This window comes from Myxococcota bacterium (assembly GCA_039030075.1).
Taxonomy (GTDB): Bacteria; Myxococcota_A; UBA9160; order UBA9160; family SMWR01; genus JAHEJV01.
Genome location: JBCCEW010000020.1, coordinates 1 through 19,772 on the forward strand (window position 1 = coordinate 1; position 19,772 = coordinate 19,772).

The 19,772-nt window shown below is 68.7% G+C and carries 17 protein-coding genes; 10 read left to right on the plus strand and 7 right to left on the minus strand.

Annotated elements, in window-relative coordinates; all coding sequences use genetic code 11:
- The 5 genes from AAF430_19180 to AAF430_19200 form a co-directional block, all read left to right on the plus strand.
- Positions 1-3,060, plus strand: a 3,060-nt coding sequence (locus AAF430_19180) for an AAA family ATPase (GenBank protein MEM7412360.1), incomplete at its 5' end; no start/stop codon positions are given.
- A gap of 142 nt (positions 3,061-3,202) precedes the next feature.
- Positions 3,203-5,638 carry a hypothetical protein gene (locus tag AAF430_19185; GenBank protein MEM7412361.1) on the plus strand — a complete coding sequence of 812 codons (2,436 nt, stop codon included), beginning with the start codon at positions 3,203-3,205 and terminating at the stop codon, positions 5,636-5,638.
- Between the two features lie 309 nt (positions 5,639-5,947).
- Positions 5,948-6,715, plus strand: a complete 768-nt coding sequence (locus tag AAF430_19190) for a class I SAM-dependent methyltransferase (protein MEM7412362.1) — start codon at positions 5,948-5,950, stop codon at positions 6,713-6,715.
- A gap of 62 nt (positions 6,716-6,777) precedes the next feature.
- Positions 6,778-8,196: a coniferyl aldehyde dehydrogenase gene (locus AAF430_19195; GenBank protein MEM7412363.1), complete on the plus strand. Its 1,419-nt coding sequence runs from the start codon at positions 6,778-6,780 to the stop codon at positions 8,194-8,196.
- A 26-nt stretch (positions 8,197-8,222) separates the two neighbouring features.
- Complete coding sequence (locus AAF430_19200; protein MEM7412364.1) at positions 8,223-8,924, plus strand: DUF4336 domain-containing protein; 702 nt, start codon at positions 8,223-8,225, stop codon at positions 8,922-8,924.
- 27 nt (positions 8,925-8,951) lie between these two features.
- Here AAF430_19200 and AAF430_19205 read toward each other — a convergent pair whose 3' ends face one another.
- The 4 genes from AAF430_19205 to AAF430_19220 are packed head-to-tail and all read right to left on the minus strand — an operon-like array spanning position 8,952 to position 12,763.
- Positions 8,952-9,524, minus strand: a complete 573-nt coding sequence (locus tag AAF430_19205) for a VOC family protein (protein ID MEM7412365.1) — start codon at positions 9,522-9,524, stop codon at positions 8,952-8,954.
- A gap of 36 nt (positions 9,525-9,560) precedes the next feature.
- On the minus strand, positions 9,561-10,421 hold the full coding sequence (locus AAF430_19210) for a fumarylacetoacetate hydrolase family protein (GenBank protein ID MEM7412366.1): 861 nt from the start codon (positions 10,419-10,421) through the stop codon (positions 9,561-9,563).
- A 15-nt stretch (positions 10,422-10,436) separates the two neighbouring features.
- On the minus strand, positions 10,437-12,113 hold the full coding sequence (locus tag AAF430_19215) for an FAD-dependent monooxygenase (protein ID MEM7412367.1): 1,677 nt from the start codon (positions 12,111-12,113) through the stop codon (positions 10,437-10,439).
- Complete coding sequence (locus AAF430_19220; GenBank protein ID MEM7412368.1) at positions 12,110-12,763, minus strand: TetR/AcrR family transcriptional regulator; 654 nt, start codon at positions 12,761-12,763, stop codon at positions 12,110-12,112. Before AAF430_19220 ends, AAF430_19215 begins: the two co-directional genes overlap by 4 nt.
- Before the next feature lie 101 nt (positions 12,764-12,864).
- Between AAF430_19220 and AAF430_19225 the strand changes: the two genes are divergently transcribed.
- The 3 genes from AAF430_19225 (at position 12,865) to AAF430_19235 (ending at position 15,731) form a co-directional block, all read left to right on the plus strand.
- Complete coding sequence (locus AAF430_19225) at positions 12,865-13,935, plus strand: glutathione S-transferase family protein (protein MEM7412369.1); 1,071 nt, start codon at positions 12,865-12,867, stop codon at positions 13,933-13,935.
- Between the two features lie 90 nt (positions 13,936-14,025).
- Positions 14,026-14,691, plus strand: coding sequence for a nitroreductase family protein (locus tag AAF430_19230; protein ID MEM7412370.1), 666 nt, complete (start codon positions 14,026-14,028; stop codon positions 14,689-14,691).
- A gap of 143 nt (positions 14,692-14,834) precedes the next feature.
- On the plus strand, positions 14,835-15,731 hold the full coding sequence (locus tag AAF430_19235; GenBank protein MEM7412371.1) for a PEP-CTERM sorting domain-containing protein: 897 nt from the start codon (positions 14,835-14,837) through the stop codon (positions 15,729-15,731).
- Here the strand turns inward: AAF430_19235 and AAF430_19240 are convergent.
- Positions 15,695-16,222: a hypothetical protein gene (locus AAF430_19240; GenBank protein MEM7412372.1), complete on the minus strand. Its 528-nt coding sequence runs from the start codon at positions 16,220-16,222 to the stop codon at positions 15,695-15,697. The two genes, AAF430_19235 and AAF430_19240, sit on opposite strands and share 37 nt — an antisense overlap.
- 169 nt (positions 16,223-16,391) lie before the next feature.
- Here AAF430_19240 and fumC point away from each other — a divergent pair, with 169 nt between their 5' ends.
- A complete protein-coding gene (gene fumC, locus AAF430_19245; protein ID MEM7412373.1) occupies positions 16,392-17,780 on the plus strand; it encodes a class II fumarate hydratase in 1,389 nt (462 codons plus the stop codon).
- A gap of 36 nt (positions 17,781-17,816) precedes the next feature.
- On the opposite strand, the gene AAF430_19250 is transcribed toward fumC, so the two are convergent.
- Entirely contained in the window at positions 17,817-18,596 is a 780-nt protein-coding gene (locus AAF430_19250) for a glutathione S-transferase family protein (protein MEM7412374.1), read from the minus strand.
- A gap of 179 nt (positions 18,597-18,775) precedes the next feature.
- Here AAF430_19250 and AAF430_19255 point away from each other — a divergent pair, with 179 nt between their 5' ends.
- A complete protein-coding gene (locus AAF430_19255) occupies positions 18,776-19,114 on the plus strand; it encodes a hypothetical protein (protein MEM7412375.1) in 339 nt (112 codons plus the stop codon).
- On the opposite strand, the gene AAF430_19260 is transcribed toward AAF430_19255, so the two are convergent.
- On the minus strand, positions 19,111-19,737 hold the full coding sequence (locus AAF430_19260; protein ID MEM7412376.1) for a TetR/AcrR family transcriptional regulator: 627 nt from the start codon (positions 19,735-19,737) through the stop codon (positions 19,111-19,113). The genes AAF430_19255 and AAF430_19260 overlap by 4 nt on opposite strands.
- Positions 19,738-19,772: the final 35 nt, after the last annotated feature.

A 19,772-nucleotide genomic window follows, 5' to 3' on the forward strand; every position in this document is an offset into this window, starting at 1 on the left:
GGGGGCCTCTGCCTGATCGAGGGAGATCCCGGGATCGGGAAGACACGCCTCGCCCGGGAGCTCGCCGAGAGCCCGGAGGCGAGCGCGCTCCGGGTGGCCTGGGGGCGGGGCTGGGAGGCGGGCCGCGCGCCTTCCTACTTCCTGTGGACCCAGGTCCTGCGCCAGCTCCTACGCGGCCGGACTCCCGCGACGCCACTGCCGTCAGTGCTCGAGCCCCTGGTCGGCGAGACGGACGTGTCGGTTCAGGCGTCCGAACTCGACCGCGGCGACGACGATGCCCGGTTTCGCCTGCAGGATGCCCTCGCGTCGTGGCTGCTCCGCGAAGCCGAGGCTCAGCCGATCCTCCTGGTGCTCGACGATCTCCATGCGGTGGGTGTCGCCTCGGTGCAGCTGCTCCAGTTCGTCGCGCGCCAACTTCCCGGGATGCGCGTCCTGGTGGTGGGTACGCGCCGCCCGATCCTGCGTCAGGGCGACGACGCCGTGGCCGAGGCATTGGCGAAGCTGGGGCGCGAGGCGACGCGGCTCCCGCTGGCGGGGCTCCCGCCCGAGCAGTCCCGGGCCCTCGTCGCGGCGCGCCTCGGGGATGCGCCGAGCGACGCGTGGTGCGACGCCCTGCACCGCATCAGCCGGGGCAATCCACTCTTGCTCGAGGAACTGACCGCGCGCCTTCCCGCGACTGCCGACGAGGTGAGCGGCCCGGACGCGTTTCCCTACGCCGCCGGTGAAGCCGGGGTCGCCCTGCGCGAGAGCGTCCGCGAGCGGCTCGCCGGGCTCGCTGAGGAGACGCGCCGGGTCGTGCGCGCGGCCGCCGTGGTCGGCACGGACTTCGATGTGCCGTTGCTGGCCGCCATGGTCGAGATCGACTCCGGGCGCGCCGCGCGTGCGGTCGACGAAGCGTTGAGCAGCCATCTGCTGGTTCCATCGCAAGCGTCGGGAGCCGGGTTCGCGTTCGCGCACGATCTCTTCCGCGAGAACGTCTACGACGCCCTCGAACTCGAGGAGCGGGCGCGTCTCCATGAGCTGGCGGGAATCGCCTTTCAATCGGGCGCTCCCAGCGCGGGACACCGTCACGAGATCGAGGCAGCGCGCCATTGGGTCGCGGCTGTGCGTCCCTGGCTGCCCTCGGCTGCGAACCCGATGGCCCACGCGACGGCCCACGGCGCACCCGATCGTGAGCGAATGGGGCGTGCGCGCGACCAGGCGAACCGCGCCGCAGAGCTCACGTTTGCCCAGAATGCCTACGAGGATGCCTGCGAGCTGTACCGGCACGCGTGCCGCATCGGGGAAGCGCTCGGCGACGACGAAGGGGGCGTCATCGAGAGCCTGATCGGGCTGGCGAGAGCGGAGCGCGACGCGGGAGATCTGAACGGCGCGCGTCGCAGCATGGCGGACGCGCTCACGCGGGCACGCGCCGCGGGGGCGCCGGAACTCTTTGCCCGGGCCGCGATCACCGGGGCGTCCGTGCTCTCCGAGTCGGGGAGCGAGGCGCGAGAGCGGATCGCACTGCTGGAGGAAGCACTGGCCGGGCTGCCGGAGGTCGACAGCGGAATCCGGGCCCTCACGCTGGGACGCCTCGCCGAGGCCTGCTACTTCGCCGGCAACCGCGAACGCGTCGAGGAGCTCGGCAATGCAGCCGTGGAGATGGCCCGGCGTCTCGGCGACCGCGCCGTCCTGGCGAACACCCTGGCGTCGCTGCCCTTCACGCTGTGGGGGCCCGACACCGTGGACGCGCGGCTCTCGGCGTCCCGGGAGGCGATCCAGCTCGCCGGGGAGCTGGACCGGGGCAAGGACCTTCTGAGTGCGCGAATGTGGCGGTCGGCAGCGCTGCTGGAGATTGGAGACCTGGCGGCGGTCGACGAGCAGGTCGAGGTCTTCGCGCGAGAGGCGGAGCGCTTCGGGTTGCCGAAGTTTCTGTGGCACGCGGAGATGACGCGCGGCATGCGGGCGCTCATGTCCGGTCGCCTGTCGGAGGTCGCGGGCCACGGCGAACGCGCGATGCAGTACGCCGGTCGGACGGACCAGGCCGAAGCCGCCATCCAGTTCCTCGGCTCCCAGCAGTTCGCGCTGCGACGCGAGCGCGGCGACCTCGCCGAGCTCGAGCCGTTCATCCGCCGCAACGTCGCCGAACTCGAGGGCAGGCCGATCTGGCAAGGGGCGCTGTCCTTGCTCTACGCAGAGACCGACCGTCCCGACGCGGCGCGCAAGCTGCTCGACACGTTCGCGCCCGACTTCTCGGACCTACCGCGGGACGGCAACTGGCTCGCTTCGTGTGCGGCCGTGGCGACGGCCTGCTTCGAGACCGAGCACGCGACGCGTTCGCGCGTACTCTACGCCCAGCTCGAACCCTATGCGGACCGCAACGCGGTGATCGGAAACGGCGCCGTGTTCCTCGGGCCGGTCGCCCGATTCCTGGGCATGCTGGCCTCGGCCGCGGGAGAACCGGCTGCTGCGGACGCGCATTTCGCGGCTGCGCGGATCCCGCTGGAAGCGGCCGGAGCCACGCAGCTCGTCACGCGGATGCGGTTCGAGTGGGCGCTCTCCCGCGCGCGTCGCGACGGTGGGTCCGTCGACCTGCGCTCCGAGCTCGCGGCGATCGAGGAGGTGGCGCGGGCCTGCGACATGCACCGCGTGGCGGCGCGAACGAACGCCCTCAGCGCGGACCTCTCGGGCCGGTCGGAAGGGGGGGCGCCGCCCGACCTCGACCGCGCCGCGTTCTCCGCCGCGTTGCGCAAGGCGATGCGCGTCGTGGATCGACCGGATCTCCTGAAGGAGAACCCGTTGACGCGTCTGGCCCAGGCCCGAGAGGGGCCGGGCGCCTCCACGGACCAGGCCGCTGCGGCGCTGGGGGATCTCATCCGCGCCGAGTGCGAGACCTTTCGCGGCTCGGCCCATGACGAGATCTATTTCCGCGTCCTCGAGCGGACCTACTTCGGGCGCCCGACGAAGCAGCAGGAAGCGGCCGCCGACCTGGCGCTCTCGTATGCGACGTATCGTCGCCACCACGCCGAGGCCCTGCGCCGGCTCGGCGAGCGACTCTGGGCCCGGCTGGGCGAAGCCTGACCCAGCGCCACTGCCTCGCGGGCTGCTTCCGGGGGGGCCCCGGCAGCGTGAGCAGATTCTGAGCACCGATCGAGCGCTTTCCGTCTCCGCGGCTGCCTAGGTTCGCGTCCTCACCGGACCCGATCCTGGCCAGGAGAACCCCTTGCTGCGCTCCATTCGACTCTCCGTTCGCTCGCGCCCGCGCGTCCTGGCCACCCTGGGCCTCGCCCTCACGCTCGTCTGGGTCGCGGCGTCTCCCGTGCTCGCCCTCGACCTGTTCGTCAACGGCACGGGTGATGCCGGGGACAACAGCCAGGGAGACGGGGAGTGCTGGACGGGCGGGTTCGTCTCGTCCGGCATGTTCCTCGTGCGTGAGTGCACGCTCCGCGCCGCGATCGAGGAAGCGAACGCGCTGGCCGGGGCCGACACGGTCCGGTTCACGGGCCTGCTCCCCGTGGATCCCTCGAATACGACCGTCATCCAGCTGGTCGCGCCGCTGCCCCCCATCACCGAAACCCTCACCATTGACGGGACCTCGGCACCGACCTACGACACGGCGAACCCGGGGGCCGTTCCCGTGATCATGCTGAACGGGAGCCTGCTCGCCGGCGCCAACGACTACGGGCTCCTGTTCTTCGAAAACGCCGACGCGAGCCAGATCCTGGCACTCGGGATCGTGCGCTTTCCGGGCGACGGGATCCGCCTGAGCGGCGCGGACCTCGTGCGGATCGACGCCTGCCACATCGGTCTCTTGCGCGGCGTCTTCTCCGCGGGGAATGGCGGCTTCGGCATCCACGTCCTCGCGAGCTCGCTCCAGGCCACGGTCGGCCAGGCCTTCGACCCGGCGGCGGGCTTCGAGGGGCGGGGCAACGTCATCGCGAGCAACGGCAGCGGCGGCGTCCGGCTGCTCGGCCCCGACGCGCTGCTGGCTGGCAACAAGATCGGCACGGATCGCTTCGGGAACGCCGTGGTGACGGCGGGTGGGGCTCATGGCAACAGCTTCTGGGGAGTCGAAGTCGTCGGCGGCGCGGCACACGGCGTGCGGGTCGGCGGGCTCGACACCCTGACCGGTGGCACCGAGGTGACCGCGGGCAACGTGATCGCCGGAAACGCGTCGGGAGGCGTTCAGGTCGACGGCACCATGACGAACGTCGAAATCATGGCCAATCACATCGGCATCGGAGCCGACGGGTTCACCGCGCTCCCGAACGTCGCGGGACCCGGAGTGCTCGTGTTCGCAGACGGAGTCGACATCGGTGCGGTAGGGGCTGGCTCGAACCTGATTTCGGGTCACGGGATGTCGGGGATCGAGCTCGGCGAACCGTCGTCGCTGGGGCCTTTCGACACGCGCATCGTCGGCAATCGGATCGGCACCAACGCGCCGGCCGACGGCCTGGTGGCGAACGCGATGTCCGGGATCCTGGGCAACGCCGACCAACGCACCGAGATCCGCGACAACATCATCGGCGGCGGCGACCGCGCCATCGATCTCCGGAGCTTCGACAACCAGATCGTCTCGAACTTCATCGGGACCAACGCGCTGGGGGACGACCTGGGCGCGTCGACGGGGATCGCCGTCGACGGAAACGCGAACGAGATCGGCGGCCCGGGGGGGCTGGGCAACGTCATCGGGCACAACGCGTTCGGGATCCGGCTCTTGCCGACGGCCACGTCCGCCATCGTCGCCGGCAACTTCGTGGGAACCGACGCCGCCGGGAGCGATCTCGGGAACTCGGTCGGCGTGCTGCTGCAGGGGGCCGCCCATGTCGTCGGTGGCACGCTCTCGGGCGATGAGAACGTGATCGGTCACAACTCGCTTCATGGGCTCGTTGTGGGCGAGCAGGCCGACAGCGCCGAGGTCGTCGGCAACTACATCGGCACCGACGCCTCCGGGGCCGACCTCGGGAACGACGGGGACGGAATCCTCCTCAGCGCGGCCTTGAGAACGACGCTGGGTTCCGACGTCGGGACGCCCGAGGTGGAGCTGCCGGACCGCGGCAACGTGATCGCGTTCAATGGTCGCGCGGGGATTCGCGCGGAAGAGTCGCAGGTGGGTTCCCCAGACCCCACCCAGAACGCCTGGCGCGGCAACGTCTTGTACTCGAACCGCCGATTGCCTGTCGACATCGGCGTCGAGGGCGCCAACGTGAACGATCCGGGCGACTTCGATCAAGGTGCGAACCGCCTGCAGAACACGCCGGAGCTCGACGCCGCTGCCTCCAGCTACGACGCCGGCACCGACACGATCGAGGTCCGGTACCGGGTCGACACGGATGTGTTCGAGGCGTCCTATCCGCTGACCGTCGACTTCTACCAGCTCGCTCCGGACGGCGAGGAGCCCTTCGCGTGGCTCGGAAGCCACCTCTACCTCTTCGGTTCGGCGGGCACGGACGTGACGACGTCGTTCACGCCCGCAATCGTCGTGCCCGGTAGCTTTCTCGTGAAGGCGATCGCCACCGACAACGCGGGCAACTCGAGCGAAGTAGGAAACCGCATCCTGCTGCCGGAGCCGAGCGCGCTGCCCGCCCTGGCGGCGGCCACCGCGCTCCTCGTGAGCCTCGGACGCAGGGGAGGGCGGGGCGCTCGCTCACTTTCGTGATCGGCGATTCGGGCGTCCCGCTCGACGTCGGTCCGGAAGCGCGCGCTTCTCGTGGCGTGGGTCTCCGCGCCGCGGGCGTGACGGCCTCACCCGCCGAGCCCCCTTGGGGAAGGCCCGGCGCGAGCCGGCGTGGCAGGACCGGATTGCGATCGGGGCGATGGGTCCGGGGTGGGTCGCGCGGGTCGTTGCGGGGCGAGCGCGCGGACCGCCGCTTCTCGCTCCGAGGGCTGATCCGTGCGCGGAGTGGGTTGGCTACATTGGGCCCGCCGCGTCCCATGCCGGGTCGCGCGCGCCGCCCCATAGGTAGGAATGACGAAGAAGACCGACGATCCGAACGCGCCGCTGCCGCCGCACAGCACGCTCACCGCCTACTACGCCGCCGACGAAGAGCGCAGCGCCTACGTGCGCGACGTCTTCGACCGCTCGGCCGAGCACTACGACACGATCGAGCGGATCTTCGGCAACGGCGGCCTCGTCTACCGGCGCTGGGCGATGAAGATCAACGGCATGAAGCCCGGGATGAAGGTGCTCGACGTGGCGATCGGGACGGCCGCGGTGGCCTCCAACGCCGCCAAGATCGTCGGCCCCACGGGCCAGGTGTTCGGCGTCGATCCGAACCGCGCGATGATGCGCGAGGCCGCGAAGAAGTTCGACGGGCCCCTCACCCAGGGTGTGGCCCAGGCACTTCCCTTCGCCGACAACACCTTCGACTTCGTGACGATGGGGCTCGCGCTCCGGCACGTGTCGGATCTGAAGGCTGCGTTCTCCGAGTACTACCGCGTGCTCAAGCCGGGCGGGAAGCTCTGGATCCTCGAGGGCCACATCGCCACCTCGAAGATCGGCTACGCACTCACCTGGCTGATGTGGGCGAAGATCGTGCCGGGCCTCACGCTGCTCTTCACCCGGAGCTCCGATGCCAAAGAGTTCATGGACTACTACTGGGATACAGTCGACCAGTGTGTTCCGCCCGAGGGAATCGTCGCGGCGCTCGACGCGGTCGGGTTCCAGCACGCGCGCACCAACGTCACCATGCCGGGCGCCTTCTGCGAGTACAAGGGGCAGAAGGCCGCCGTCTAGGCCTTTCATTCACAACGCCGGAAGTCGCGCCGCTGCGCGCGGATCCGGAGCGAGGTAGGACGATGTCAGTCGAAGAGACCCTGCGGGCGAAGCTCGAAACCATGCGCGCCGCCCAGCGTGCGAGCGGCATCCCGACCGCCGCCGTCCGGAAGGAGCGCCTGCAGAAGTGCGTGGACCTCCTGGTCGACAACCAGGACGCGATCGTGAAGGCCCTCGACGCGGACTACGCCGGGCGTCCCGAGCCGCTGACGCTGATGTCCGAAGTGATGATGCCGATCAATCACTTGAAGGACGCCCTCAAGAAACTCGACACCTGGATGAAGCCCGAGCGGCGAAAGGTGCAGTTCCCCCTCGGACTCTTCGGTGCGCGCGCTGAGCTGCGCTACCAGCCGAAGGGCGTGGTGGGCATCATGTCCCCCTGGAACTTCCCGATCGCCATGATCGTGAACCCGCTGACCACCGCGCTCGCGGCGGGCAACCGGGTGATGATCAAACCCTCCGAGTTCAACCCGGCAACGGCGGAGCTCCTGGCCGAGATCTTCCCGAAGTACTTCGCCGAGGACGAGATCGCGGTCATCACCGGCGGTCCCGAGGTCGGCGCGGCCTTCTCGGCGCTGCCGCTCAATCACATCCTGTTCACGGGAGCGACCACGATCGGCCGCAAAGTGATGGAGGCGGCGAGCGCCAACCTGACCCCGGTGACGCTCGAGCTCGGCGGCAAGTCGCCGACGATCGTGAGTCGCTCGGCCGACATCGTCGCGACGGCGGAGCGCATCGCGTTCGGGAAGTGCAACAACGCGGGGCAGGTCTGCCTGTCGCCGGACTACGTCTTCGTGCCCCGGGAGTCGGTCGACACCTTCGTCGAGACCTGCCGCGAGAGCTTCCGCGCCCAGTACCCGACGGTCCTCGGGAACCCGGACTACACCGCGGTGATCAACGACCGCCACTACGCCCGGATCCGCATGTATCTCGAAGAGATCCGGGAGTCCGGCGCGCGCCTCGAGAACCTGGGAACCGAGGAGCCGAAGGAAGGCGACCGCCGGATTCCGATCCACATCGTGGTCGACCCGGGCGAAGAGCTCGCAGTGATGAACGACGAGATCTTCGGTCCGGTCATGATCGTGAAGAGCTACGACCGGGTCGAAGACTGCATCGACTACATCAACGACCGGCCGACGCCGCTGGGCCTCTACTATTTCGGGAAGGATCACGCCGAGCAGGAGCAGGTGCTGAACCAGACGCTCTCGGGCGGCGTGACGATCAACGACGTCATCATGCACGTCTCCTGCGTCGACCTGCCCTTCGGCGGGGTGGGCGACAGCGGCCTCGGGAACTACCACGGCCGCGAGGGCTTCAAGACCTTCAGCCACGCCCGCGGCGTGTTCACCGATGGGAAGCTGAACCTTGCGAAGCTCGCCGGCCTGATGCCGCCCTACACCGAGAAGACGAAGCAGCGGCTCGGCAGCCAGATCAAGAAGTAGCTTCGGCGGGGCGGAGGGGAAGTCGCATGCGCACGAGCCCGCTCCAACCCTTCGGCGACGGCCTCTGGATCTGCGACGGTCCGCGCGTTCGGTTGCTGACCATCCCTTTCGCGACGCGCATGACCGTGGTCGAGACGACCCCGGGGTCGCTCTGGGTGCATTCGCCGTTCGATCCGACCCCTGGGGTCGGGGAGGCGGTCGACGCGCTGGGCACCGTGCGCTGGATCGTGGCCCCGAACAAGATCCACAGCCTCGGCGTCGTTCCGTGGAAGGAGCGCTACCCGGAAGCCGAGGTGTGGGTGTCTCCCGGGTTTCGCGACCGGCACCCGAAGCTCCCCGCCGATCACGTGATTGGCACGGGGGAAACGCCGGCCTGGGCCGATGCGATCGAAGCGCACGTCTTCCAGGGGAACGTCATTCTCGACGAGGTCGTGTTCTTTCACGCGCGCTCGAAGGCCCTGATCCTGACGGATCTCATCCAGCGTCACGATCCCGCGCTGGAGTCCTGGTTCTGGCGGCTCGTGAAGGGCTGGGTGGGTGTGCTCGGCGATTCGGGTGGGACCGCCCGGGACCTACGCAGCACCTTCCGCGATCGCGACGCGGCGCGGGTCAGCGCGGAGGCACTCCTCCGCTGGGACTTCGACCGCGTCGTGATTTCCCACGGCAGCTGCATCACCCAAGACACGCGCGCCACCGTCGAGCGGGCGTTCGCGTGGGCGTTGGCCTAGCTACGCCGGCCTCAGCGAGCCCGGGATCTATCCCAGATAGGCCTTCGGCGGCGGACTCGTGCGCGGCTCGACCTGGTCCGGCCAGCGCGTGAGGACGTCGTCGCTCTCGCCGGCTCTGTGTCGCGCCAGGAGCGCGTCCGGGTCGAAATCGATCCCGACTGGATTGATCGCGAAACGGCCGTCGGTCAGGAAGGCGTCGGTCTCTTCGCGAGAGGCGAAGTTGTCGATCTGGAGCTCGACGACGTTCTCGTCGGGATCCTTGTAGTAGAGCGACGTCGTCGCGCCGTGGTTCACCGGCCAGACCGGCTCGATTCCCTCCTGCTTCAGGCGCTCGTAGGTGGCGAGGAGGTCGGAAAGGTTCGCGTAGGTGAAGGCGATGTGGTCCACGCCGGGCATCGCACGCGTGTGCTCGGGGAGGTGGGGCATGTTGAGGAACGCGAGCCGGTGGTGCTCGTCGTCGTAGTAGAGGAACGTCACCATCTCGCTCGAGTGGGTGATCTCCGCTCCGACGACACAGCGGTACCAGTCGATCAGCTCCCGGTAGCGCTTCGTTCGAAACACCACGTGGGCGAGCTTCGCGGGCCGGATGACATCGCTCATGAGAACTCCTGAAGGGTGAGCGCCAAAGCGCGGTGCTCAGTCGGCGGTGACCACGTTGCTGCGGAGGGTCCCGATCTTGTCGGCGGTGAGTTCGACCACGTCGCCCGGCTTCAAGAACACGCCGCGCGCTGCGCCGACCCCCGCCGGCGATCCGGTCAGGATCACATCACCCGGCTCGAGCCGCATGAACCGGGTGATCTCGGCGATGCAGCGCGCCACCGAGTGCACGAACTCGGTCGTGCGCGCGTCTTGTCGGATCTCTCCGTTGACGCGCGTGACGAGGTGAACGTCGAGCGGTTCGGGAAACTCGTCGGCCGTCACCAGGGAGGGCCCGAGCGGTTTGAACCCATCGATCCCCTTCGCCTGGCTCAGCTCGAACGTGGGCGAGGACATCGCGGTTCGCTGGACGTCCCGAGCCGAGACGTCGTTTCCCAAGGTGTAACCCGCGACGTGGGAGAGGGCGTCGGCCTCTTCGATCTGGAACCCGGCGCGACCGACGACGGCGGTGAGCTCGATCTCGTAGTCCACCCTGTCGGGCGCGACCTTCGGCAGAACGATCGGGTCCTCGGGCCCGACGACCGCGGTTCCCGGCGCCAGGAAGAACACTGGATGGTCCGGTACCTGGACGCCGAGACGCGCGAGGTTCTCCCGGGTCTCCTCCACGTGACTCGCGTAGTTGATCCCGATCCCGATCACCTTCCCGGGGGCGGGGACCGGGGCCCGCAACCGAACCTCGGAGCGATCGACCGTCTCGCGCACGGGCGCGGTGCGGGCCTCCTCGAGCATCGGGTCGGTTCCGAGCCGTGCACCGAGATCCGCTTCGGGTACGTCCAGGACCTCGAGGCGGCCGTTCTCGGCCTCGCGAGCAATCCCCCGGTCGGTGGAATAGAACTTCATGACGCCTCCGTTCGTTCAGGCCGTGTCGCCGCCGAGCAGGCTGCGAAGGGCGACCGCAAGCGCCCGCTCGGGATCGTCGGGTGCGGCTCGCGTCCGCCATGCCACGTGACCATCGGGACGCACCAGGACGGCTCCGTCCTCGACGCCATAGAGCGACGGGAACGCGTCGTTCGGATCTTCGATGTCCTCTCCGACGATCTCGACAGCGATCGGCAAGGGGGCGGCCTGCGCCGCGTCGCGCCACGCGTCCGCGCACTCGGGGCTGGCGACCAAGGTCCAACGGCCTTCGAAGAGGTCGAGGCTCGACATCACGCGTCGGTCCTGGATCAGGCCGAAGTGGGGTGCGCGTGCACCCGGCCGCGCGTTCGGGACGTACTCGCGGTCCGGATCGGCGCGCAGTGGGGCGTCCGTGCCGTCGGCGAGGATCGCTCCCGTTTCGTAGTGGAAACCCAGATCGCGGCCGATCGCGCCGAAGTGGCCGGCCTCGCGCTCGGCGAGCGCTTGAATCTCCGCCGACAGGGCTTCGAACGTCACGTCTCCATCCGCGAGTCTCTGGGCCTGGTGGGCGGCCCCGCTCCCGATGACGCTGGCGAGGCCGGCCGCGTTCCGCACACTCCAATCGCAATTGCCCTGGCCCACCGGTTTGCGCTCACTCTCGTAGCTGTCGATGAGTGGCGCGCCGGCCTGGTCGGCGATGACCAGCGCGAGCTTCCAGGCCAGGTTGTGCGCATCCTGCACACCGGTATTCATGCCGAAGCCGCCGGTGGGCGGGAAACGATGCGCAGCGTCTCCCGCGAGCAGGACCCGACCCTCCCGATAGCGTGTCGCGACCTGCGCCGTCATCGTCCACGGCCGGACCGAGCGGATCTCGACGGGGACGTCGCGTCCGATCGCGCGGCGTAGGATCTCGGTGCAACGCGCTTCCGTGTAGCTCTCGAGAGAGACGCGCTGGTCGTCCCAGGCAGCGTGGAAGACCCAGCGTTGGCTGCCGTCCAATGCGATGAAGGTGCCCGGAACTTCCGTGTCGATCGTCCAGTAGAGGATGGCGGGTCGCTCTGCGGCCAGCGCGTCGAGGTCGGCGTGGAAGTAGATGCCGACCACGTGGGCGAGCGCCTCCGGCCCTTCCATCGGGATGCCGATGAGCCGGCGCGTGGTGCTGCCCGCGCCGTCGCAACCCACCACCCAAGCGGCGCGAACCTCCCGCTCGCCCTCGGCCGTGCGCACGCGGGCCGACACGCCGTCGTCGTCGGGTTCCAGCGACACGAGTTCGGAGCCGAACTCGACCCGCCCCGGGCCCTTCCGGGCGAGCGCGGACAGACGCGGTTCGATTCGGTCCTGGGCGCACGACACGGGAGGGGACGGGCTCAGCGCCGCGAGGGAGGGGAGGGCTTCGCGCTTGGGAACCAGCGAGAGGCGCGCGAACTCGTCGCCACTCATCGATCGCACCCAGCGCACATGGCCGCCGCGTTCCAGCGGCAGGGCGGCCGCACGGATCTCTTCGTCGATGCCCAGCGCGCGAAAGATCTCCATCGAGCGCTGGTTCACGACGTGGGCCTGGGGGTGATCGCAGGTCGAAGGGTTGCGCTCGACGAGCAGGGAGTCGACGCCGAATCGGGACAGCAGGATCGAAAGCACGAGGCCGGTCGGCCCGGCGCCGATGATCAGGACCGGGGTGTGGATCGGTTCGCTCATCGTTTCGCCTCGCGCTCGGTCGTGGTCTCGGGCAGGAAGAGCGCGACAACGGCGTCCGCGTGGGCTTCGATCGCGTCTTTGTCGAAGGGATCCTGTCCCGAGAAGCGTTCGTACTCGCCCGCGACCGAATAGGGGACCGACGAAGCTCCGATCACCATGTACTGCAGCAGCGTCGGCGGCGCGGGAAGCCGGAGGCCTTCCGACTCGAGGGCCTGCCACTGGGCGGTGAGTGCCTCGAGCAGGGGCCGGAGATGGCGCTCTTGCAGCCACCGGGAGCGGGCGCTCGGGTGAATGCCCTCCTGCACCATCAAGCGCAAGAGTTCGGGATGGGCGGCCGCAAAGCGGACCAGATCCCGAATCACCAGGCGGAGTCGCGTGCGTTCGTCGACGTCGGCGAGGCTGGCCACACGCGCTTCGTACTGGTCGCGAAGCGGGACGAAGACGTGGTCTGCCGCCGCGCGCCAGAGTGCTTCCTTCGTCGCGAAGTGATGACGGACCGCCGACTGGGCGACCCCGGCGCGCCCCGCCATGGAGCGCGTCGACGCACCTTCGAAGCCCTTCTCGGAGAACTCGTGCAACGCGGCCTCGACGAGCCGCGTGCGCGTCTCGATCCCGCGCTGATAGGGCCTGCGCTGCGCTCGCTTCGGCATGTTTGCCAATATGACTCAATCGAGCAGATTTGGATACCTAAAATAGTTCGAACGAGTTACTTTGTTGATCCCAGAGAGCCCACCAGGGCAGGGGAGGCGAGATGGACCCGACCGAGTTCGAAGCCCTGGTCGTCGGAGCGAACGCCGAGATCGAACGGCCCTATCAGGACATCGCGGCGCCCGGCGGGCCGACGCCATCCGCGCGCCCGCGCTTCGAGCTCTACCACGCGGCCCCTTCCCTCTGTTCCCACAAGGTGCGCTTCGCCCTTGCCGAGAAGGGGCTGCCGTTTCGATCCCACGCACTCCGCATCGTGCCCGCCGGGCGGGCGATCCCGCACAACTATCGGCCGGGCTACGTCCGCTTGCGTTTGGCGGGCGCACCCGGGTCCAACTACGTCTCGGGCTTCACGGGGCGTTCCTCCGTCGACACCGAGGGCTTCGATCCGGCGGTGGTGCCCACGCTCGTCGATCACGAAGCGACCCGCGTGATCGTCGATTCAGCGCTCATCTGCGACTACCTGGATCGCGAGGCGGGGACGGGCCCTGCGCTGCGGCCAGCGTCCGCCTCCGACGCCATCGACGAACAGATCGCCATCGTCGACCGCGCGCCCCACGTGGCTTTGCTCTACGGCGCGAATCCAGCGGGAGACCATCGTCCTGGCCTGATCGCGAGAGCGATTCGCGGCGTGCACGCCCGCAAAGAGGTCGCCTTGCGCAGGGCGATGGAGAAGCTCTCCGACGACGACACCGATCTGCGGGCCGCGTACGAGAGCAAGATTGCCAAGGAGCGGGCCGCCGCCCGCTTCGTTGCGTCTCCGACGTCGATGGGCACGATCGTCGGACAGATGCAGGAAGGGGTGGAGGCGCTCGAGAGGTCGCTCGAGAAGCACGGCGGGGACTGGGCCTGCGGCGGCGAGCTCACGCTCGCCGATATCGCCTGGGGACCGAGCCTGTTCCGGATGCGCTGGATCGGCATCGGCCATCTCTTCGCGCCGGACGGCGCCTGTCCGCGTGTTGCCGCCTATGCTGAACGCCTCTTCGCGCGGCCGGCGTTCCGTGCGATGGTCGTCGAGTGGCCCGGGGCCCACACCCCATCGCGCCACGTCCCCGAGATGAACACGCTCGGCTTCAAGGCGCGCGCGATCTGGCACGTGCTCCGTCACGGCCCCTAGGCCGCACGCCGATCCACCGTGCGGCCCCGCCCCGGGATGCACCATGATGGGTGTTCGCACCTCCCGCGAGTCTCAACGAGGAGAGCGCCTGTGCATGACGGTTTGCCTGCCAACGACCCCGGTCTGTTCGAGTGCATGTACAACATGCGCGCCATGCGTCGACTGAAGCCCGACCCGGTGCCCCGTGAGATGATCGACCAGCTGGTCGAAGCGGCGACGCGAGCTCCCAGCGGCCAGAACACCCAGCGCTGGGCGTTCCTGGTCATCACCGAGGCGGAGGGGCGCACCTTCTTCGGGGAGCGCTATCGGCACTGGTTCCGCACGCTGCTGGGCGACCGGATCTCGGAGCTCGAGGCCGACACGAAGGCCGCGCGCCAGATGGGTGCGGCCTTGTATCTGGCCGACCACATGACCGAGGTGCCGCTGCTGATCATTGCCTGCGGCAAGCGTGATTGGCCGTTCGCGGTTCCCGAAGCCGAGCGCGTCGGCCTCGCACCGCCGTCCTACGGTTCCATCTATCCAGCGGTGCAGAACCTCCTGCTGGCGTGTCGCGGACTCGGCCTGGGCGCGAGTCTGACCACCGTCCACCAGATGTTCGAAGGGGAGCTGCGCGCCCACTTCGGCATCCCCGACGACTACGGGATCGTGGCGTCGGTTCCGATCGGGTTCCCGCGCGGGAACTTCGGCCCGGTCACCCGTGAACCCGTTGCGACGAAGATGCACCTCGAGCGTTGGGGTGTGCACCCCGAGCGTTGAGCTTCGGGCGGCCCTCCCGCCGACGCCCCGGAATCCGGCCGCAAGCGCCACCGCGCAGAGTATGCTGACCGTCCCTGGGGAGGGGCGCGCGATCGAAGCCGACCGCGGCACGCGGCCTTCTGCCCGAAAACAGAGAGGGCCCCATGCAGCTGCTGCCGATCGTTGCACTCGCGCTGACCATCTTCTCGGTTCCCCAGTTCGCCGTGGCCGCGACCGTGAGTCTCGCCGCCGGCACCGGGGCGATGAGCTGGGACACCACCACGAGTGTCACCTCGCCGCTCCAGAACACGGCAGTCACCCACCCGCTCTTCCCCGGGAATCGCCACACCCACGAAGGCTGGTTCCTGTACGTGCAGGAGTTCGGGATCCTGACCGAGCTCACGAACTTCAGTTCGGTCAGCGACGGCGTGAGCCAGGACGTGATCTCGGCCACCTCGATCGTGCTCGGTGAGACGTTCAACCTCGAGCTGAGCTATGGGCTGAGTGCCGTCGGACCGGACGGCTTGCCCCAGCTCGATTGGAGCGGCTCGATTTCGCGGATGTCGCCGGCCTCGCCCCTTCAGCTGTTGACGGTGCGCCTCTTCAACGTCTTCGACTACGACATCGGGACGGCGCCGGGCTCGGATTCGGCGATCGCAATGCAGACGACGGGTCCCGACACGACGGTAATCGAGATCGATGGCCTCGACGGGATCAGCGGCGGGCGTGGTGTCTACGGACTCACGGGATACACCGCGGATACGCGAGCGAACGTGCTCGACCAGGTGATCCTCAACAACGTGTTGAACAACAGCGCTGCCCCCGGCAACTACGACGTCGCGGGCGCCTTCCAGTGGACCTACGTGCTCTGCAAAGACCCTTCGCTCCCCGAGTGCCAGGGCACCGGAAACGGCAGTGGCCAGATGGGCGGCTTCGGGAACTTCGGTGCCGTTCCGGAACCCTCGACGGCAGCGCTGGTGGTGCTGGGACTGGGCGGCATGGCGCGTCGTCGCCGGCCCACACCTCAGCGTGTGCGCTGGAGCCAGGATCGCGCGGTGTAGCTCCGTTCCGCGCGGCCTTCGCGCGCAGACGCCGACCAGATCGACCACGACAGGGCATCGTCTCGCAGGGCGTACGACAGCTGCACCGTTTCCCGCGTGGTCGCTCGAGCGGCCACCTGTGCGGTCCAGGCGTTTCCCGCGAAGTCGAGCGCGAGACTGTCCAGCGCTCCCTCCGACGCGCTTCCGGTGAGCCCGAGCGGAGGACGCTGCGGCGAGATCGCTCGAAAGCGCAGCTCGTTGCCCGGCGCGCAGAAGACATGCGCGACTTCGAGCCGGAAGTCCCGCGCGGCTTCGTCGCCGTCGAGCCAGCGGAGCCGCGTGCGAATGCAGAGGGCACCGCTCGGTTCTGCCAAGATGGTGCGGTCATCGGCATAGGACCGGGTTCCCTCGTCGGGGACGCTCCAGTCGCCGCTGCCCGTCCAGGATCCGACGAGCGCCTGCAGTCGCTCGTGGAGGTCGCCGGAGGTCGGGTGTCCGTCGGAGGAGGGCATGCGGTCTCGCTCGATCTCGAGGCGTCCGAGTCTTGTTCCCAGGCCTGGCGTCATATACGTTTTTTGAAATTGAATGTCAATTTCAAATCTGGGTCGGCATCGGCCGAACCCCCGACCGCTCGGCGGAACCCCTGCCGTGTCACTCCGAAGGGAAGGATCGAGAATCAGCATGGACGTCCGAATCGAACGCGACAGCATGGGAGAACTTCAGGTTCCCGCCGATCGCTATTGGGGAGCGCAGACCCAGCGTTCGCTCCAGAACTTCAAGATCGGCAGCGAGCGCATGCCGCGCCCCCTGATTCGTGCGCTCGGCCTGGTCAAGCAATCGGCCGCCGAAGTGAACGCCCGGTTGGGTGGCATTCCGGGCGACATCGCGAAGTCGATCCAGGCGGCGGCGCAGGAAGTGATCGACGGAGCGCTCGACGACCATTTCCCGTTGGTCGTCTGGCAGACCGGGAGCGGCACCCAGACCAACATGAACACCAACGAGGTGATCGCGAACCGCGCGATCGAGTCCCTCGGCGGCGAGTTGGGCTCGAAGACCCCGGTCCACCCCAACGACCACGTCAATCACGCGCAGTCGACGAACGACGCGTATCCGACGGCGATCCACGTCGCCGCTGCCGAAGAAGTGCGGAATCGTCTCCTGCCCGCGCTCGCACAACTCCGCGACACGTTCGAGAAGAAGAGTCGGGCCTTCGCCGAGATCGTGAAGATCGGGCGCACTCACCTCCAGGACGCGACACCGCTCACGCTCGGCCAGGAGTTCTCGGGGTACGCGGCCCAACTCGCGATCTGCGAGCGTGCCCTCAGCAGCGCGCTCGAAGAGGTGTACCCGCTCGCGATCGGTGGCACCGCGGTGGGGACCGGGCTCAACACCAAAGCCGGCTACGCGGAGGGCATGGCCGAGGCGCTCGCTCAGCGCACGGGTCTGCCGTTCGTGTCCGCTGAGAACAAGTTCGCCCAGATGGCCGGCAAGGAAGGGCTCGTCCACCTGCACGGCGCGCTCAACGCCGCCGCGACGGCACTCACCAAGATCGCCAACGACGTCCGCTGGCTGGCGAGCGGTCCGCGCTGTGGGATCGGCGAGATCCTGATTCCCGAGAACGAGCCCGGCTCCTCGATCATGCCGGGCAAGGTCAACCCGACCCAGAGCGAGGCGCTCACGATGGTGGCGACCCGCGTGATCGGGAACGGGACGACGGTCTCGATGGCGGGCGCCTCCGGGAACTTCGAGCTGAACGTCTACATGCCCGTCATTGCGTACGCGACGCTGCAGTCGATCGACTTGCTTGCCAGCGCGACCGTGTCCTTCGACGAGAACTGCGCCGTGGGCATCGAGGCCAATCGCGAGAAGATCGACGAGAACCTCCACCGTTCACTCATGCTCGTCACGGCGCTCAACCCCCACATCGGCTACGACAATGCGGCCGATGTCGCCAAGACGGCCTACAAGCAGGGGAAGACTCTGCGCGAAGTCGCGGTCGAGAAGGGCTATCTCTCGGGCGAGGACTTCGATCGCTTCGTCGTGCCGGCCAACATGACGGGGCCGAAGTAGGGGATACGTGGGCGGCGACGGGGTCCGCGCGGTCGGCTATCCGGCACTGCCGGAAGTGTGGCGACCCAGTGTCGCTTCGAACTCCGGACGTTGGGACAGCCGCAACCCGGGATAGAAGGCTTTCGCGTAGGAGGGCCGTGCGCGGGTACGCTCGAGCCACGACGCGAAGCCGGGCCGCTCGCTCCAAAGACCGTTCATGCCGAGGTCGTCCATGCGGTCGGCGAGCGGCAGCAGGCAGCAATCGGCCACGCCGAAGCTCTCGCCGGTGAGCCAGGGGCGCGTCTCGAGCAGGCCCTCCAGGCGGTCGATCGTCTGCTGGAGCTGGCGCGTCGACTCCTCGACGTCGGCCGCTTCGAAGCCCGCGCCCGAGTTCATCTTCCGATAGAAGCCGGAGCGCAGGGGCCGCTTGCGGGCTCCAGCGTCGAACTGCTCCTGGCTGGCGAACGCCGAGATCACGGGCAGGAACACGTGATGGAAGGAAGGGAAGCGAATCGCGACCGTCGGGACCTCTTCGAAGTAGCGCAGCAGCGCTCGCACCTTGGCGCGGGGCGCGGGCGTCTCGGGCAGCAGGCGCGGTTCGGGAAAGACCTCGTCGAGGTACTCCATGATGCACGAGGAATCGGTGATCGCTTCGCCCTCGTGGAGGAGGGTCGGGACCACGCCGTTCGGGTTGAGCTCCAGGTAGTCCGGCGACAGGTGGTCCTCGGTGGCGAAGTTCATTTCGTGGGATTCGAAATCGAGGTCCTTCTCGGCGAGGACGAGCCGCACCTTCTGGCTGCACGTCGAGTAGGGGGAGTGGTAGAGCGCGAGCGTCATGCATCCCTCGAGGCCTGGGTGATGGAATCGCGGCAGCATAGTGCCGTCGCTCGGGCCCAGCGACGGGCGCATCTTCGGGGGCAACTCGCTACGGTACGCGCACCGGGCAGGGTGAGGCCCGGTCACGGGTGAGCGAGCGCGCTGCTCCTCCCTGGAACACCGAGAGGCACACGCGCTCCATGGGCGACGACCCGACGATCGATCCGAAACTGCTCCGCGGCCTGGTGGGGGCCACGGAACCCGAGGCCGAGGAGCCGACGGCGTTCGCGAAGCACGTCGCCGAGGTGCTCACGCGCGCCCTCGGGCAGCTGCGCGCCAGCGGGGTGATCGAGGTCGAGGACGCGAACTACGCCGGTCTCACCGAAGAGGTCATTGCGGTCGCCCTCGAGGCCAGCACGCCGAACAAGATGTCGCGGAAGATCGTGCGCACGCTGATCCGCAGCGATCTCGTCGAAGAGGTGTACGGCTCCGACGACGAGATCGCGGGCGCGTTGATGCCGTTCTTCGAGGAGCTCTAGGCCGCGGGTCCGCCGCGGGCTGCGGGAGCCACGATCCCCTCGGCCGCGGAACACACCGCGTCGAGGTAGGGCTTCAAGGGCCCGACGCTCCGTTGCATGGCGGCGCCGTCCATCATCGCGTTGAGCAAGCGCGCCCGCTCGGCGTAGACCGGCAGCGGTTGGCCCGGGTCGGCGCGTTCGAGGGCGCGCTCGAGGTGGGCATAGAAGGCCGCGTAGTACTCGCGGTAGGCCTTGCGCAGGACCGGGTTGTGGTGCGAGAGGAAGCCCAGGGTCATGTGCACGACCCCCGAGCGTCCCCGCCAACGCCGCACGAACAGGGCGACGAGCTCGCGGACCAGGAGCTCCGTCTCGAGACCCCGCTCGACGAGCGCGCCTAGGGTGTCCAGGTCGGACTTCGCCTCGGCGCGCAGGATCTCGAGTAGCAGCGACTCGCGGTTGGGGAAGTAGTACTGGAGGTTGCCGAGCTGGATCCCGGCGACCGCGGCCACGCGGCGGAGGGCGAGGGCGTCGTAGCCGTCTTCGATCAGGATCCGACGCGCCTCCGACACGATCCGGGCCCGGGTCGCGGCTCCCTTCGGGCGTCGGGCGATCGCTTTCTGGCGTCGGAGTGCCGCAGAACCCACTTCCCCAAAATCGGTCATTGACATAAATGGGGCAA